At 57.2% G+C, this 17548-nt stretch carries 16 protein-coding genes; 2 read left to right on the forward strand and 14 right to left on the reverse strand.

Translation table 11 applies throughout. The features are described 5' to 3' along the window. Positions 1–3 precede the first annotated feature (3 nt). Complete coding sequence (gene dnaB, locus LKE28_10480; GenBank protein MCH3908627.1) at positions 4–1371, forward strand: replicative DNA helicase; 1368 nt, start codon at positions 4–6, stop codon at positions 1369–1371. Positions 1372–1374: 3 nt separating this feature from the next. Here dnaB and rseP read toward each other — a convergent pair whose 3' ends face one another. The 9 genes from rseP to LKE28_10525 form a co-directional block, all read right to left on the reverse strand. Next, positions 1375–2751, reverse strand: a complete 1377-nt coding sequence (rseP, locus tag LKE28_10485) for an RIP metalloprotease RseP (GenBank protein ID MCH3908628.1) — start codon at positions 2749–2751, stop codon at positions 1375–1377. Then, positions 2739–3857: a 1-deoxy-D-xylulose-5-phosphate reductoisomerase gene (gene dxr, locus LKE28_10490; protein MCH3908629.1), complete on the reverse strand. Its 1119-nt coding sequence runs from the start codon at positions 3855–3857 to the stop codon at positions 2739–2741. The genes rseP and dxr overlap by 13 nt, the downstream gene beginning before the upstream one ends. Beyond that, a complete protein-coding gene (locus tag LKE28_10495) occupies positions 3854–4705 on the reverse strand; it encodes a phosphatidate cytidylyltransferase (protein ID MCH3908630.1) in 852 nt (283 codons plus the stop codon). The genes dxr and LKE28_10495 overlap by 4 nt, the downstream gene beginning before the upstream one ends. After that, a complete protein-coding gene (gene uppS / locus LKE28_10500; GenBank protein ID MCH3908631.1) occupies positions 4702–5400 on the reverse strand; it encodes a polyprenyl diphosphate synthase in 699 nt (232 codons plus the stop codon). The genes LKE28_10495 and uppS overlap by 4 nt, the downstream gene beginning before the upstream one ends. Then, positions 5397–5951, reverse strand: a complete 555-nt coding sequence (frr, locus tag LKE28_10505; GenBank protein MCH3908632.1) for a ribosome recycling factor — start codon at positions 5949–5951, stop codon at positions 5397–5399. Before frr ends, uppS begins: the two co-directional genes overlap by 4 nt. Positions 5952–6011: 60 nt before the next feature. After that, positions 6012–6851 carry a translation elongation factor Ts gene (gene tsf, locus LKE28_10510; protein MCH3908633.1) on the reverse strand — a complete coding sequence of 280 codons (840 nt, stop codon included), beginning with the start codon at positions 6849–6851 and terminating at the stop codon, positions 6012–6014. A gap of 3 nt (positions 6852–6854) precedes the next feature. Continuing rightward, entirely contained in the window at positions 6855–7775 is a 921-nt protein-coding gene (gene rpsB / locus LKE28_10515) for a 30S ribosomal protein S2 (protein MCH3908634.1), read from the reverse strand. A gap of 146 nt (positions 7776–7921) precedes the next feature. Then, positions 7922–8494, reverse strand: coding sequence for a Maf family nucleotide pyrophosphatase (locus LKE28_10520; GenBank protein ID MCH3908635.1), 573 nt, complete (start codon positions 8492–8494; stop codon positions 7922–7924). Then, a complete protein-coding gene (locus LKE28_10525) occupies positions 8491–10434 on the reverse strand; it encodes an ABC-F family ATP-binding cassette domain-containing protein (GenBank protein MCH3908636.1) in 1944 nt (647 codons plus the stop codon). The genes LKE28_10520 and LKE28_10525 overlap by 4 nt, the downstream gene beginning before the upstream one ends. A gap of 92 nt (positions 10435–10526) precedes the next feature. Between LKE28_10525 and aroE the strand changes: the two genes are divergently transcribed. Then, positions 10527–12005 carry a shikimate dehydrogenase gene (gene aroE / locus LKE28_10530; protein ID MCH3908637.1) on the forward strand — a complete coding sequence of 493 codons (1479 nt, stop codon included), beginning with the start codon at positions 10527–10529 and terminating at the stop codon, positions 12003–12005. Here aroE and LKE28_10535 read toward each other — a convergent pair. The 5 genes from LKE28_10535 to LKE28_10555 all read right to left on the reverse strand — a co-directional run bounded on the left by LKE28_10535 (position 11998) and on the right by LKE28_10555 (position 17548). After that, positions 11998–12399, reverse strand: coding sequence for a hypothetical protein (locus tag LKE28_10535; protein ID MCH3908638.1), 402 nt, complete (start codon positions 12397–12399; stop codon positions 11998–12000). The genes aroE and LKE28_10535 overlap by 8 nt on opposite strands. 65 nt (positions 12400–12464) lie before the next feature. After that, positions 12465–14318: a hypothetical protein gene (locus LKE28_10540; GenBank protein MCH3908639.1), complete on the reverse strand. Its 1854-nt coding sequence runs from the start codon at positions 14316–14318 to the stop codon at positions 12465–12467. Next, complete coding sequence (locus LKE28_10545) at positions 14303–15973, reverse strand: DEAD/DEAH box helicase (GenBank protein ID MCH3908640.1); 1671 nt, start codon at positions 15971–15973, stop codon at positions 14303–14305. The genes LKE28_10540 and LKE28_10545 overlap by 16 nt, the downstream gene beginning before the upstream one ends. Beyond that, positions 15970–17022: a chorismate synthase gene (gene aroC, locus LKE28_10550; GenBank protein ID MCH3908641.1), complete on the reverse strand. Its 1053-nt coding sequence runs from the start codon at positions 17020–17022 to the stop codon at positions 15970–15972. Before aroC ends, LKE28_10545 begins: the two co-directional genes overlap by 4 nt. Continuing rightward, complete coding sequence (locus LKE28_10555; GenBank protein ID MCH3908642.1) at positions 16997–17548, reverse strand: hypothetical protein; 552 nt, start codon at positions 17546–17548, stop codon at positions 16997–16999. The genes aroC and LKE28_10555 overlap by 26 nt, the downstream gene beginning before the upstream one ends.

A 17548-nucleotide genomic window follows, 5' to 3' on the forward strand; every position in this document is an offset into this window, starting at 1 on the left:
GCTTTGAGCGCGTTGATGGGACGTGTCCCTCCCAATGATGTTGAGGCGGAAAAGGCCCTTCTGGGGTTGCTCATCCAGAACAGCAAGCTGATCGATGAGATTCAGACGATGCTGCGTCCGGATGACTTTTACCAGAAGAGCCATGTTTCCATCTACGCGCAACTGCTTTCCTTCAAGCAGAAGAATCTGAAGGAGACATTGGACTTCCGTTCGTTTGCCGTATTTCTGACCAACGAAGGGAAGCTCGATGAATGCGGCGGGTTGTCCTATCTGGTCGAACTGACCAATTCAGAGAAGATCGGATTCGCGACCAACGCCGTCTATTACGCCCAGACGATCCGAAGCCTTTCCCGGCGAAGGAAGCTGATCGACTTCACCGCGTCGCTGCATGAGCAGGCGTTCGACATCTCCGAGGACATCCAAGGGGTAATCGACCATGGGGAGCAGACGCTCTCCGACCTGAACTCAGAAGGTGGCGCAGGTGCTGATTACAAGGACCTCAAGCAGGTCCTTTCCTCCGTCACCAACAATCTCAAACCGTTGAAGAAAGGGGAGAGCGAGGGGATTTCCAGCGGGTTTGAACTGTTGGATGACCTGACCGGTGGATTCCGCAGACAGGAATTGACCATCATTGGCGCCCGTCCTTCGGTAGGAAAGACGGCATTCGCCCTTTCCATGGCGCTGAACATGGTGATGAAGGACATTCGTGTCGGTTTCTTCTCCTTGGAGATGACCGCCACCAGCCTGGGGCAACGGTTGATCTCCCAGTTGTCCAACGTGGATTTCGCGTTGATCCGCAAGCGCTTGGTCAACACCGGAGCCATGATGGACGCCATCATGAAGGCGGCCGGGACGTTGTATGAGAAACAGCTGTACATCCAGGATACGCCGAACATGAAGTTGATGGACCTTCGGGCCCAGGCAAGACGGATGAAGCTGAAGAACGACGTGCAGATCATCTTCATCGACTACATCGGCTTGATCGAGTACGAGGACCAGTCGTTGGAACGGTTCAACCAGGTCTCCCAGATTTCCCGGAGCTTGAAACAGCTGGCGCGGGAATTGGACATTCCGATCATCTGCCTGTGCCAGGTGAACCGGCAGGCTGAGGGGATAGAGCCCAAATTGTCCGATTTGCGGGACAGCGGATCCATCGAACAAGACGCCGACCAGGTGATTCTGCTCCATCGTGACAAGATGAAAGAAAACAGGGAAGACCGGAACGCCGTCCAGGAAACCAAGTTGATCATGGCGAAGAACCGGAACGGCGAGACAGGAACGTTCACCATGGGATTCCGAGGGAACGTCGTCAAATTCGTCATGCTGGACCAAGGACGCAGTTACGCTCCCGGCAACAGCAACAACGCGTAACAGTCATTTGTGGAGCATCGGCTTGAGTTTCACCAAGTACAGGTGCTTGAAGTCCACATAACTCATCAGAAGGAAGATCAGAACCACGGAAACCATACCGACCAACTGGAGTACCCAGTAGGTTCGGGGGGAGAGGCGTTTTCGTGTGAGCATCTCGGCGATGGCGATCACCATCTGGCCGCCATCGAACGCCGGAAGGGGAATCAGATTGCCCACTGCGATGGAAACGCTGACGATCCCGAGGAGATACCACAGGGAACGGAATCCGCTTTCCGTATTGCTCTCCAATCCCAGTGTCGCGATATCCCCGATCATAAGCGCCGCCCTGCCGGTTCCCGTCAACTCCTGCCGTACATCGGTGGTGGAGCCACGGAGCACCGCCCAAAGGGTCGCCGTGGTTTGCCGAAGCAGACGAAGCGCCGTAGAGGTCCCACGCAGCAGGGAGAATGAAGCTCCCGCTTGGATTCGCGTGCGTTCCTGCAGACTGAACTGGAAGGAACCGGAGCCGTCTTCCTTGCTGGCCGCGGTGAACGAAATAGTTCGTTCCGTCCCCTCTCGTTGGATGGTCAGGACGGTTTCCCGCCGGTTCCCCAACGCGACAAGGAGATCATAGTTGTTGGCGATCCGCTGTCCGTTGCAGGCGATGATCTTGTCACCAGCCTTGAGTCCTGCTCGTTCTTCCGGGCTTTCCGACCGGACATGACCGACGATCGGCTCCACCAGATTGGCGATCCCCCAGCGGCCGGTTTCATCACTTTTCCCTCGAAGCGTCATCGTGACATTCTGGCGCAGAATGGTGAACCGATGGCTTTCCCGCGTCGCTGACGCAAGGAGTTCCTCAAGTTGCTGGTAATCACGGACGGGGATGTCATCAAAGGCCAGGACGAGGTCTCCACTTCTCAGTCCGCTTGCGTACGCGGGGCTGTCCGCGTTCTGGAACAGGGTGGGGTAGTCGTTTACCGTGACGATGGCCGCCGGAGTGCTGAGCACGTTGACGGGGACGCTTGCAAGAACGGCATAGATGATGGCGGCGAGGAACAGGTTGAAGAGGGGTCCTGCCGCATAGGTGAACAGCCGTTTGTACGGTTCCACGGAAAACAGCGATCCTGCTTCAGAGCGTCCGAACGTCTTGGACTTGGTTTCCAAGGCTCGTTGCAGGTCATCGCTCCCTTTCATCCTGCAGTACCCGCCGAAGGGGATCAACGAGAGCCGGAATTCTGTCTTCCCCGCCTTGGTGCCCCAGAGTTTCGGACCGAATCCGAAACTGAAGATTTCCACGGAAATGCCACAGAGCCGCGCGACGATCAAATGGCCCAGTTCGTGGAAGATCACCACGACACCGATGCCGACATACCCGATCAGATACTTCAGGAGAAGCATGCGCACGGGAAACCTCCGGCGAAGGAACGATAGCGTTTGTTCAGGGAGACCGCTTCGGAAAGGTCGCGGGGAGCCTGAGCGTCCGCATGGGCGACGGTCGTCTCCACAATGTCGGTGATATCGGAAAAGGCGATTTTGCCGGAAAGGAACGCCGAGACCGCCACCTCATCGGCGGCATTGAACGCAAGGGAAGCCGCCCCTCCTTGTTCCAGCACATGGTAGGTCAGTTCCAGAAGCGGAAACCGCTTGAAATCTGGTGCTTCAAAGGTGAGGGAGAGGTGGGAGAAATCCAATGGGGAAACCAACGGTGCCGTGGTGCCGGGAAGGAGCGCGCTGATGATGGGCAGGCTCATGTCCGGCATCCCAAGCTGGGCGTATACGGCGCCGCTCTTCATGCGGATCATCGAATGGACGATGGACTGGGGATGAACCACCACTTCAATCTTCTGGGGTGGAAATCCGAACAGCTTGCTCGCTTCGATTACCTCCATCCCTTTGTTGGCCAGCGTCGCCGAATCAATAGTGATCTTTTTCCCCATCTTCCACGTGGGGTGGTTGAGCGCGTCCTGGACGGTCACATGGTGCATCTGTTCCTCACTCCACGTTCGGAACGGACCACCGCTTGCCGTGATGACCAGCGTATCCACTTCTTCGGGATGCTGTCCGTTGAGCAACTGGTAGATGGCGCTGTGTTCGCTGTCCACCGGGATGATGGCGCAGTGGTGTTTCTTGGCAAGGTCAAACAGAAAACTCCAGCCGCAGACAACGCTTTCCTTGTTGGCTAACGCCAGGTCTTTGCCTGCCTCAAGGGCATAGACTGAGGCGGGAAGCCCGTCAAACCCACTGATGCCATTGAGAACGATATCCGCTTTGGTTTCCTGGAGCATTTGCCTCAAACCGGGAAAACCGGAATACCCTTCCGTCCATTTGCCACCAGTCAGACAACGTTTCGCGTCAGGAAACTCTGGCCCCAGATCCTGCAGTCTGTCCTTCTGGGTGTGGCAGGAGAGTCCAACGACATGAAGGGGGAGGTGATGGGTTCGGATGGCGTTGAGCGCCGTCGTGCCGATCGAACCGGTCGCTCCCAGGATGATGACGTCCTTCATGCCTTGAAGATGACGAACAGCACCCAGAAGACCGGAGCGCTGGCAAGAAGGGAATCGATCGAATCAAGGAAGCCTCCCCGACCCGGGACGATATTGCTGCTGTCCTTCACTCCTGCGGAACGCTTGAACGCGCTTTCCACCAGATCCCCGACATTGGAGCTGAAGCTGATCACCAGCCCGAGGATCAGGCTTTCCCACCAGTTCACCCCAAGGGCAATGTACCGGCAGTACACGACGGAAAGCATCATGGAGACGACGCCTCCACCGACGAAGCCTGCGATGCTCTTGTTGGGGCTGACCTTCAGCACACCGCGGTTATGTTTCCCGAACGCCATCCCGAAGATGTAGGCGAACGTGTCGTTTCCAAACACCAGCAGGAAATACAGGAGGAGCAGGAACGTGCTGTAATTGGGGTTGCCCTCCCATTCCAGCTCACTGACTTTGATCAGGAACGTAAAGAAAAAGCTCGGATAGAGTAACAGGAGCGCGGAAGACGCCACTCGGTTCATCGAGCCTTTGAACGCATCCTTCTCTCCTTGGATGATCTCCATGGAAAAGGCCAGGAGTGCCAGAAACAGCAGTACGAAATCGGTGATGGGAAGCGGCTCGAAAAAGGTTTCCGCCCACGCGGCGAAGATCAAAAGGGGAGGAACCCAAAATCCCAGATACGGAGCCTGACCGGTTGCTTTGGTGACCAGATCACGCATCTCATACGTCCCCAGCAGGGACGCGAAAAACGCCAACAGGGCGAATGCGAGGTGGTTGTATTGGGGAAGCACGTAGATCAGGACAAAAATGGCGGGGATCGCGATGACCGCGGTCAGGCAACGTTTCAACAAAGAGTTCATACCACCCCTCCGAATTTCCTGACCCGTTTTGCGTACTCCTCACAGACCTGTCTGATATCCGCCGCATCCCAATCGGGCCAAAGTTTGTCGTATGATGCCAGTTCGGCGTATGCGCTGTCCCACAACAGAAAGTTGCTGATCCGCTTCTCCCCAGCACTTCTTACTATCATATCCACCGGAGGGATGGAGGGCAAGTCCAAATGTTGGGTGATTTGTTCCGCGGTAATGGCGCAGACCCCTTGTGCAAGCACCCGATTGACGGAGCGGACAATTTCGTCCCGTCCGCCGTAATTGATGGCCAACGAGCAGGTTATCCGCGTCAGATCCTTGGTGCGTTCCTCGGTATCCCGGATGGAATCCTGCACCGCGGCGGGAAGTCCTTCCACATCCCCTCGAACCAGAATCCGGATGCCCTGCTGGAGAAAAAACAAAAGCTCCCCATGGAGCTTGGAAGCAAGCAGGCTCATCAGATACCCGACTTCCTGATCACTCCGCTTCCAGTTCTCCGTGGAGAATACGTACAAGGTGACGTAGGGGATTCCCTGGTCCCTGCAGGCAACCACGACCCGTTTGACCGCCTTCAACCCTTCCAGATGACCAGCGGTCCGGGGAAGATTGCGTGCCTTCGCCCATCTGCCGTTGCCATCCATGATGATGCCCAGATGGGTAGGGACGGGATTGGTTCCCACCGTCATACCTCCATGATCTCTTTTTCCTTGGAGTCCGCCACTTCACCGATTTTCAGAATGTACGAATCGGTCATTTTCTGCAGTTTGTTCTCCAGATCCTTCTGCTCATCCTCGCTGATCTCTCCACCCTTGGCAAGCTTCTTCAGCTCATCCATGCCTTCCCGTCGGATGTTCCGGATGGAAATTCGGGAGTTCTCCGCCATTGCTTTGGCGTTTTTCGCCAACTGCTTGCGGCGGTCTTCGGTGAGCGGCGGGAATACCAGACGGATCAACTTGCCGTCATTGTTCGGCGGGAGCCCCAGATCACTTGTCTGGATGGCGCGCTCCAAGGCGGGAAGCACACTCTTGTCCCATGGTTGGATCACGATGGAACGGGCTTCCGGTACGCTGATCGACGCCACCTGGTTGATCGGAGTGGGGACGCCATAGTAATCGACCCGGATCTTCTCCAGGACGGACGCGGACGCTCTTCCCGTTCTCAGTCCGTCATAGTCGTTTTTCAGACTCTCCACGCTCTTCTTCATCTTCTCTTCACAATTCTGCAATACTTCAGCCATATGATCCTCTCCAAAAAACAAAAGGCCACCCCCTTCTGGAGTGGTCCTTTGTTCCAAATCTTACTTCAAGCCAGCAACAAAATATTTGTAGCTTACCAATGAAATGTTCGCACCAACTTCCTTGGATACGGCGGCGAGTTTCTTCTCGACACTCATCGTCTCGTCCTTTACGAACGGCTGGTTCATCAAGCAGATCTCACCAAGGTGCTTGTTCAGCTTCCCACGGATGATCCCTTCCTTGACATTCTCCGGCTTGTCCAGATCCTTCACCTGAACGCGGAAGATCTCCATCTGCTCATCGATATAGCTCTGGGGGACTTCCTTCAGCGTCAGATGACTGGGAGTAAAGGCGGCTACGTGCAGGGCGCAGTCATTGGTGAATTCCTTCACCGTCGGATTGTCGAACACTTCCGGTTTGTCGGAAGCGAACTCCACGACGACACCCATCTGGCCCGCGCCATGGATGTAGGTGGCGGCGTAGTGACCGGCTTTCAGCGGGAGAACATACAGCTTCTCCAGCTTCATGTTCTCCTTGATGATGGCGATCAGGCTGTTCACCTTTGCGGACAGCTCGTCGTTGATCTCCGTATAGCCTTTCTCCAGCACCATGTCGCACAGTTCTTCACCCAACGCGATGAACTTGTCATTGGAAGCGACGAAATCCGTCTCACAGGTGACCATCAGCATGACGACGGCCTTGCCGTTGTTCTTGATGAACACGCGGCCGTTGTCCGTGGCGCGGTCCTGCCGTTTGGCGACGGCAGCCAGGCCCATCTCCTTGAGGATCTTGTCAGCTTCATCGAAATTGCCGTTTGCCTTTACCAAAGCGTTCTTGCAATCCATCATGCCGGCGCCCGTGGCGTCGCGCAGTTGTTTTACTTGGGCAGCACTGATCTGCATGGCTCACTCCTTGTACAGTTTCTCTTCGTCGACCTCGATCCCGTCTTTCTTGGAATCAACGTCATCCTCGGCATCATCCTTCTTGTCGTCCTTCTCCTCAAACTTGGAGTAGTCGGTCTTCTCATCGCTGGAGAACACGATGCCTTCATTTTCCTTGTCAAGCGCTTCCTGCGGCTCGCCCGCCGCTTCCGTGCCCTGGGGCTCCGGAACGTCATCCAGGGATTCGACGATCTGGATGCCCGTCTCGTTGTCCGCGTCGATCACTGCGTTGGCGATGATTTCCACGAACAGGCTGATCGCCCTGATGGCATCATCATTGCCCGGAATGGGGTAGGTGATGTCGGTGGGGTCGCAGTTGGTGTCGACGACGGCGACCACCGGGATGCCAAGCCGTTTGGCTTCAGCGACGGCGATCGCTTCCTTCTTGGTGTCGATGATGAACAGGGCGCCAGGCAGGTCCTTCATGTCTTTGATGCCACCGAGGTTCTTCTGCAACTTGTTCTTCTCTTTGGTCAGCAAGGCGACTTCCTTCTTGGTCAGGGAGTCAAAGGTTCCGTCACTCTCCATCTTCTCGATCTTCTTCAGATTGGCGATGGATTTCTTGATGGTGGCGAAGTTGGTCAACATACCACCCAGCCAGCGGGTGTTGACGTACGGCATTCCGCACCGTTTGGCCTGCTCCTCGATGGCCTGTTGGGCCTGCTTCTTGGTGCCGACGAACAGCACGGTTTTTCCCGATTTGACAACCTGCCGGATGGCGTCATACGCCACGACAAGGCACGCGGATGTTTTCTGCAAATCGATGATATGAATCCCGTTTCTCTGACTATAGATGTAACGGGCCATTTTCGGATTCCAGCGCTTTGTCTGGTGACCGAAATGCACGCCTGACTCGAGCAGGCTCTTCATGGTAACTACGGACATTGTTCCTCCTGTCTGACGGACACCCTGCGGTGTTGCGTCACCCTACTGCTGTTACTCGCCCCCGCAGGGGTGGAAATTCTGTGTCATCCACGGACACAGTACAAAGCAGTATGCCAGAAACCCATGAAAGAAGCAAGAGGTGACGCTTACAGGAACGCCGCGCGAAGCGCCAGGAGCGGAAGTCCTACCACCGTGTTGACATCTCCTTCAACGGAGGCGATCAACGCGTCTCCTTTTCCCTGGATCCGATAGGAACCCGCGGCTCCCCGCCATTCCCCGGTATCCAGATAGCCCTCGATCGTTTCCTTGTCCAGCGTACGGAACGTAACGAACGCCGCATCCGCTCCTGAGAAGGTGTGTCCATCTTCGTACAACGCCCAACCGCTTTCCACCATCTGCCGCTTTGCCGAGAACCGGAACAGCTGTTGGTATGCCTCGTCCCGATCCTTCGCCTTTCCGATGAACGCGCCGTCCAGCGAGACCAACGTATCGCAGGCAAGGACGGGAAGAGGGGGATTGGGGTGGACGGAGAGGAACGTGGAGAGTTTTTTCAACGCAAGGAGCCGGACCCGTTCCTTTGGTTCGGTGATGGTGGTGGATTCATCCGCTCCGGTGGGCATGACGGTCACGTCAATCCCTTCCTTGCAGAGGATTTCCCTCCGGGCTGGGGATTGGGAGGCGAGGATCAGGCGGGGAAAGCGGGTGGCGAGGGTTTTCATGCGCCTGCCTGGGCTTTCAGCCCTTCCAGTTCTTCCTGCAGGGAGAACCACGCATCTTCCGCCGCCTCTTTGTCCGCTTCCGCCTTCGTTTTGGAACGCATCACCTCGGTGATCCGTTTGGGATCGGAATAGACGGCAGGCTTCTCCATCTCCGCTTCCAGCGCCTTGATCGTCTCCTCCAGACGGGCAGCCTCGTCCTGTTTGTCCTGACACTGGCGTTGCAGCGAAATGATCCGGTTGCGCAGCTTGTTCGCTTCCTTGTAGGAGAGCGCCCCCGCTTTTTCCTCTTTCTCCGGTTTTCCGGAATCCTGCAGTTCCTCGTACTTCTCCTTTTCGTTGAGCTTGTAGGAGAAATACTCCCAGTCCCCTTCAAAGAACTGGGGCGCCTGTCCGTGGTTCAGGTACAGGATCCGGTTTGCCACATGGCTGATGAAATAGGTGTCGTGGCTGACGAACACCATCGTGCCGTCATACTGCTTCAACGCTTCCATCAGCATCTGCTTGGCGTTGATGTCCAAGTGGTTGGTCGGCTCGTCCAGCACCAGCAGGTTGACCGGATGGAGCAGGATCTTCAGAAGGGCCAACCGGCTCCGCTCTCCGCCGGAGAGGACGGAGACGGACTTGAACACATCGTCTCCTTGGAACAGGAACGAGCCAAGGTAGGTGCGGAGCTTGGGAAGGTCGGAGGTCGTCGCCACGGTGGAAAGCTCTTCCAGCACGGTGTTCTTGGGATCCAGCGTCGTCTCCGCCTCCTGGGCGTAGTAGCCGATCACCACGCCGGCACCGAGGGTGATCGTCCCCTGGTACTCCGTCTCTTTGCCGACCAGCATGCGCAGCAACGTGCTTTTCCCTGCTCCGTTGCGGCCGGTGACGGCAAGGCGATCCCCTTTGTGGATGAAGAACGACAGGTCATCAAAGACGTCGATGTCCCCGTAATGTTTGGTCAGGTGGTCCACCTTCATCACATCGTTTCCTGAATGCGGGGCGGGAGGGAAGGAGAACTCAAGCTGTTTCAGATGTCCCGGAACCTGGATCTCTTCCAGCTTGTCCAGCTGTTTGATCCGGGATTGGACCTGTTTGGATTTGGTCGCCTTGTAGCGGAACCGTTCGATGAACTGTTCCGTCTTGCCCACCAGCTCCGCCTGCGCTTTGGCTTTGGCCTCCAGTTCCTTGATCTCCATCTCCCGCTGGGCTTGGTACTGGGTGTAGTTGCCGGCGTACCGTTTCAGTTTTCCCGCAAACAGCTCGAACACCTCGTTGACCGTATCATCCAGGAACCCCTGGTCATGGCTGACGAGCAGGAGTCCTCCTTTGTAAACCTTCAGGTAGTTCTTCAGCCAGGTGAGCGCTTCGATGTCCAGGTAGTTGGTCGGCTCGTCCAGAAGCATCAGATCGGCGTGCTCCACCAGCGTGCGCGCCAAGGCGATGCGCATCTGCCAGCCGCCGGAGAACTCTGCGCAGGGACGGTCGGCGTCCGACGGTTCGAATCCCAGGCCCGCCATCACCTGCCCGATCTTCATGGTGCGGTTGTAGTATCCGGAAGAGAGCAGTTCCTCTTCGATCTGACGGATGCGTTCCAGCATTCCTTCCGTCCGGTCTCCTTCCGATGTATGTTGGAGTTTTTCCCCGATGGCGTCCTTTTCTTCAATCAGTTCCTCGGAGCGGCTGAATCCTTTCTCCACTTCCCGATATGCCGTGTCGGAGCCAAGGACTATGTCGCTTTGGGGGAGATAGGCGATCGTCATGCCGCGGGTCTTGGTGATGTCGATGGAATCCGGCTTGATCTCGCCGCTGATCACCTTCAAGAGTGTGCTTTTGCCGGAACCGTTGGCGCCGCACAGGGCGGTACGTGACTGGCTGGTGAGGGTGAATGACACGCCGTCCAGGATATCCCTGTCACCAAAGGCGAGACGTACGTCCCGCACCTGAAGCGTCGCCATTCCCTGTTTCTCTCCTGTTGCCCACTCGGCCAAATAACGGTATGATGAGCGTAGCATAAATCCTTTCCATCTGACAACAGGAGATACACCGCATGCTTTGTCTGACGTTGACTGAACCAACCATCGCGAAAGACCTTGAGGTACTTGAGCGCAACAGGCGGTATGTATCGCTGGCCGAACTGAGGCTTGACTGCCTTCTGCCGGAAGAGATCAAGGATGCGTCCGGTTTTCCCAAGAAAGCCGGCCTGCCGGTGATCCTCACCTTCCGGCGCACCAGTGATGGCGGAAAATGCTCCTTGACGGACAAGGCGCGGATGGACATCCTCGCTGCTGTTTCCGAAGGTCCGTTCTCCTACGTGGATATCGAAGAGGACGTCAAGAAACGGGATCTGAAGATCAAGCGGGAGGACCGGACGATCGACTTGGAGGCCAGCCTGAAGGCGAGGGGTATCCGCATCATCCGGTCGTTGCATGATTTTGAAGGGGTTCCTGCCGATCTGTTCGGAAGGATCTCCAAAATGGCCGCCCGTGGGGACATTCCCAAAGTCGCCGTCACGCCGCAGTCCATGCTGGATGTGATCACCATCTTCCGCATCCATGACGAGCTCAGGGAAATCAAGGAGAAAATCATCATCGGGATGGGGCCGTGGGGTGTCTGCACACGGATCCTGTACAAACGGTGCGGCTCGATGCTTTCGTTCTGCTCGGACAACGAAGCGGCGCCGGGACAACTCTCAGCCCAAAAGATGAAGGAACTGTATCGGGCCGACGCCGTCACCGACCAGACCCATGTGTACGGTGTCATCGGCAATCCCGTCCTGCAGACGAAGAGCCCGGAGATCCATAACCCAGGGTTCCACGCCATCCATTACAACGCCATTTACGTCCCGTTCCAGGTGGACAGCGTCCGCGCGTTCTTCAAGTTGGCGGAACTGCTCCCCATCTACGGTTTTTCCGTCACCATCCCCCATAAGCGGAATGTGCTTCCCTACTTGGGGAGGATCACCCGGGAGGTGAAGCAGATCGGTTCCTGCAACACCGTCGTCCACATCCAGAACATGTGGAAGGGGATCAATACCGATTACTATGGCTTCCTGGAACCGATTATGACCTGGATTTCCGACGGGTCGATCAAAAGCGCGCTGGTCATTGGAGCCGGAGGGGCGAGCAGGGCGGTGGTATGGGCGCTGCGCAACCATGACGTCAAGGTGACGATCGTCAACCGGACGGTGGAGCATGCCCAGGCGCTTGCCATGGAAACGATGAGCGCCTTTGACAGCGTGGATCACCTGGGCGCCTACAGTGGTACCGTGGATCTGGTGGTGCAGACCACCAGCGTCGGCATGGAACCCCACAGCCAGGATGACGCGGCGAAGGGGTATCTGTTCAGTGGCAAGGAAATTGCGTTCGATCTGGTGTACAAACCACGGGAAACGGTCTTCCTCCGCCGGGCGAAGGAAGCCGGGTGCCGGACGGTCAGTGGTGCGCTCATGCTGTTTGAGCAAGGCAAACTGCAGTTTGAGGCGTTCACCGGCTACCATTACCCGGGCAATCTCCATCCGGTCATCTGACCGGGGTGAAACGCATCGATCCGCTTTTGTGCGGTACGGTGATCACCATCGTCTCTGGATCCGTATCGAACTGGATGGCGTATCCTTCATCCTCGCCTTCCTGAGGAGCAATCGTATACCGGTCATCATCCTGTCTCATTGACAGAAGCAACGCCGTCGATCCGCTTGCAATGCGCAGTCTGACGTCCCAAAGGTCCTGTGCGCGTTCCGTGACGATCGCGTCCGTCACCAATCCCGTCCGTCCCAAGGGATACGAACCTTCCGAAGCGATCCATGTGCCTTCCACCTGCACTTGGTTGGCCGGTTGCTCCGTCTGTGGCTGCGCGTCACTGCAGGCGTTGCATCCCAGCATGAGAAGCAGCAACAGCAAAATACCAATACTTGTTGATTTCATGGCTATCCTCCTCCATCGATGTTCCATGGCGGAGGGAAAACGTGCCAGCGAAAAAAAGCAGACGATTACAGGCTGATGTACATCCGCCCCATACGTACCAGGAAGATCTTTCCCACTGGTATGATCCTGGTTTGTCCTGCGGGAAGGACGTTCACCTTCAGAAGCATCTGTCCGTCGGTGGATTTGGAGAGCGCCATCGGCTGGGCAAGCAGTTCCTCCTGGTCGACCTGTAAAAAGAGCAGGGTGTTCTTCAAGGAGAGCGCATGCCGGAGCAACGCCACTTTGCCTTGGTAATCGAATCCTCCGGCTTGGGGCGTGTCATCGACCACATTGTCACGGGTCTGGCAGACATCCACCAGCAGTTTGTCCTGGAACCGAAGGGTAAGTGCGGTGCGTATGGCGTTGTCCATTCCTTGTTTCTGGATGGCCGTTCGAAGCGCTTCGTCAAATACCGCCGTCTTGGGGGGGAGCGTACGGGGGATATCGGGCAGTTCTCCTTCTTCCGTCGGTTCCTGCTCCGATGAAGGGGATGCCGCTTCCTCTGCGGTGAACGGTTCGCCTTGCAGTGCGGGAAGGAAGCCGAGCCCATCCTTCAACGCTTTGCTCCAAAGGGGATAGCTCGCGCCATCCATCAGAAACACACCCGCGGAGAGTCGTTGGAGGATCGCCTGGGAAAGCGCCGGAATCTGCTCGACCAGTCGGGACACCCGTTCATCCGCTTTCAGAATGATGCCATGGAACAGCTGTGCTTCACGATACCGTTCTTCTTCCAGGGACAGTTCATCCAACAGAGCCGGTTTCGCGCCATTGTCCGCAAGATAGCTGCGGACCATGTCTCCACGAAGACCGCTGTCCAACGCGCGGAAAAAGCTCTCCTGGGATATCTGGTAGACGGTACGGACATCCAGTTTCACCAATGTGGCGAACCGCCAAAGAATATCGTTCACGGGAGTTGAGCCACTGTAACCGATGGTACGGTCACTATCGATGACCAGCGGGGACCGTTTCGTTTCCGATGCGGTCGCGATGTGCAGTATCCCATCCGATTCCTGGATCACGCCCCACGCGCAAAGGGTTTCCTCCATACGGTCAGGAAATGGTTCCGATCCGGTCGCGGTCAGCAACGCCGTCACCAGCGGAAACGTGTCGGCGCGGAGTGAACCAAGGGTTGAGAGCACCTCAAGGAGTCGTCGCATCGCGTGAAGGGAAACGCCACTGTCGACGGACAGCAGGCTGGCGAGCATCGTACGGGAGTCTTGGGAACACAACGTTTCCACGTGGGCGAAGTTGATGGCTCCGTCGACAAGGAGCCCCGCTTTCGCCAAGGTTCCAGACAAATGTCCGAAAAACGTCTGTCTGAGGGTGTCCGGACACGCGGGGAACGCTTCCTTCAGGACGGCGTCCTCCACCGGACGCTTCCTTCCGTATGCCAGGGACAGATATCCTTTGAGTACATCCCGTGTGGCGGTGAAACCTTCTGTTCCCGGTTCCGGCGGACCGAACAGGACGGAAAGGTTGAGGTACGGTTTTGCCAGTGGTTCCAGAAGCGGATTGAGAGAGAGCGCGTCCCCCTGCTTGACCAGCCACAGACGCGCCACCAGCAAGGAGAGCCTGCGGATTCGCTCCGGATAGCTGATCTGGGGAAACAAGCAGGCAAGCGCCTTGCCTCCGACCGGTCCGAAAAGCTTCACGGCGGTAAGCACTTTGAGGTCATCATCGTCCAACAGATCGGTCAGGTGCTGCTGGACGGAGGGACGGGCAAGAAATTCGGTCAGCGAACGGGTAAGATCCCGTTTGGAGAACGGGGTGCGGATGTTACCCAGATAATTGCGGACGATGGGGAAGTACACGTCATCCGGATACGCGTTGAACAGGGAGGCGAACTGCTCCCGGGCCAGGTCACTCATCGTCTGCCCCATACGGAAATGTCATACCGATATCCTTGTTCGGCGAGGAATTTCTGACGGTTCGCAGAAAACTCCTCCTCACAGCTGAAACGGGTGACCAGCGTGTAGAACCTGCTGGTGCGCTCCTTTGGCCGGAGGATACGTCCCAGGCGTTGTGCTTCTTCGCTGCGGGAACCGAACGTGCCGGAGACCTGGATGGCCATGGAAGCGTCCGGCAGGTCAATGGCAAAATTGGCCACTTTGCTCACCACCAGCGTGTGGATTTTTCCTTCCTTGAAATCACGATACCGTTCCTCCCTTTCTTTCGTCGGGGTGGAACCGGTGATCAACGGAACCCCCAGTGCCTTGCGGATTTCTTCCAACTGGTCCAGATACTGCCCGATGATCAAAATGAAATCGTCCGGGTTTCCGTCCACCAGGTCCCTGACCACTTCGATTTTACGGGGATTCTCGCTGGCGATCCGGTACTTCTTCCGTTTGTCCGCCACGGCGTACGGGACTTCCAGTTCTTGGGGAAGGTCGATGCGTATCTCGTGGCAGAACGCCTCGGCGATGTATCCTTTTGCCTGCAACTCACCCCATGGACGGTCGTACCGTTTGGGGCCGACCAGACAGAACACCTCGTCCTCCCTGCCATCCTCACGGACCAGCGTCGCCGTCAGACCGACCCGGTGGACGGCTTGGAGCCCGGCCGTCACCTTGAAGACCGGAGCGGGCAGCATGTGCACTTCGTCATAGATGACCAAACCCCATCCGCCGTTGGTAAGCAGTTCCATGTGGGGGTAGGGGCCTTCCTTGTCCGGCCGATAGGTCAGCACCTGGTAGGTGCAGACGGTGATCGGTTTTGTTTCCTTCTTCTCGCCGGTGTATTCACCAATGGCATCCTCCGGCACTTCCATCTTGTCATGGATCTCATCAATCCACTGATGGACGGCAGCCACGTTGGTCGTAAGGATCAACGTACGGGTGGACAAGCGTGCCATGATTTCCATGCCTACGACCGTCTTGCCGGATCCACAGGGGAGGACGATCACACCGAAGCCGCTGCCTCCCTGTCCATCACCAAGAAGCGCTTGGGCGGCTTCCTGTTGGTAATCCCGGATGACGAGCGGTTTTCCGCTGATCTGGCAGGTCTTTCTCAATTGCATCGGCACCTGGATTCCCGCTTCCAGCTTGATCCGGTCGTCCACCGGGTATCCCAGTTTGATCAATTGCAGCTTCACTTCGCCCCGGTCGTATTTCTGCAGATGGAAATGGAAGTCATCTTCCGGGACGAGCAGTTTGGACAGACTCTTGGACGCGGTGATCTCCTGGGAGACCCTGCCGGCCTTCACCGAAAGGCGATAGTACAAGGGATCATCCGTCTCCTCCATGGTGATCTGCCCGAACCGGCCGGCCATGTCGTTGATGAAGAACGTGACGGATTCCGGTACCGGGTAGCGGGACCACACGTCCAGACGTTCCTCGATCCAGGAGACCTGGCAACCGAGAGAGACGGCGTTCCACAGGGAAATCTCATCCAGACGGTAGGTGTGGACATGTTCCGGACTTTTGACCAGCGCGGCGAAACGGACCAGGTCCGTTCTGCATGCCTCCGCCTGGGGATGATGGACATCCAGCAGCAACGTACGGTCACTCTGGACGATCAACGGGGTGTCTTTGCTCATGTGCGATGCGCCTTGTCCATGTACCACGCGTCCAACAGCACCGCCGCGGTCATCGCTTCGACGACCACCACGGCACGGGGCACGATGCAGGGATCATGCCGGCCTTTGACCACCAGATCAACGGGATTCCCTTGTTCATCCACCGTCTTTTGGTGGCGGGAAATGGAGGAGGTGGGCTTGAACGCCACACGGAAAACCAGTTCCTGTCCGTTGCTGATGCCTCCCAGAATGCCTCCGGCATGGTTGGATAGGAAGCCGGAGGGCTCCATCTGGTCGTTGTCCTCGCTTCCTCGCATCTCGGCGGCATGGAATCCTTCTCCGATCTCAAAACCTCTGACCGCCCCGATGGAGAACATGGCGTGGGCCAACAATGCCTGGAGCTTGTCGAACGTCGGCTCTCCCAGTCCGGTGGGGAGACCTGTGGCGTGGCATTCCACCACGCCCCCGACGGAATCCAGATCCATCCGTGCCTGTTCGATCAGATCCAGCATCTTCACCGTGGCTTCCTTGTCCGGACAGGTCAGTTCGTTGTCCGCTTCCTCCCAGTTCCGTTTCCCGGCGCGGATTGATCCGATCTGCACCGTGCCGGCCTTGAGCGTGACGCCGTATGAGGCGAGGATCTGTGTGGCGATGGCTCCCGCCGCCACGCGGGCCGCCGTCTCCCTGCCGGAAGACCTGCCGCCGCCACGGCTGTCTCGGATGCCCCATTTCTGCATCAGGGTGTAATCGGCATGGCCCGGCCGGTACAGGTGGGCCAGTTCATCATAATCGGAACTGTGCTGGTCGTTGTTGGGAATGAGCAGGGCGATGGGCGCTCCAGTGGTTTTGCCTTGGTAGATGCCGGAAAGCACCGTGACGGCATCGCTTTCGTTCCGTTTGGTACCCAGGCTGTTGCCACCCGGACGCCTGCGGTTCATCATCGCCTGTACGGCGTCCCAGTCAATGGGAAACCCTGACTGCACGCCGTCGATCACCACCCCGATCGCCTTCCCATGGGATTCCCCGAACGTGGTGAACGAGAATTCATGTCCGAAACTGTTGTGTCCCATCTTCGTATCCTTCCAGCTGACGGGCGCACCATGCCGCCGTCTGCTGCACCGTAGGGCTATCGGGCAAGTGTAGCACGATTTGGCAGCTCTTTCCATAGACACCATCACGACGGAGGAAGATCGGATGAAAACTTCCCGCAGGGTCTGCCGGATCGAGGAACGGAGGGATTCCGTCGCCGATGATCCGCTTGAGGAGCACCGGTTCAGGGACGGAGAGATACACCAGGGTGCCGAAACGCCCGCACAGCTCGAGAAGTCCAGGGTTGTCCGCGGCGCCGCCGCCCATGCTGATCACCGTCGCCGGATGCGGCTGGGACAGAAATGCGAGCATCGCTTCCCGTTCCTTCTGTTGGAACGCGTCCTTTCCGTACTGCTGATAGTACTCCCTGATCGTCATGCCTTGGGGGATGAGAGTGAGGGTAAGATCATCCGCGTCCACCCAACGGATACCCCATTGGGCGGCGAGATACCGGCCGATATGGGTTTTGCCTGAGTGTTTCAGGCCGCAGAGAAACAGATCCTGCAT

The organism is Sphaerochaeta sp. (assembly GCA_022482495.1).
In the GTDB taxonomy this organism is placed as follows: domain Bacteria; phylum Spirochaetota; class Spirochaetia; order Sphaerochaetales; family Sphaerochaetaceae; genus RUG023.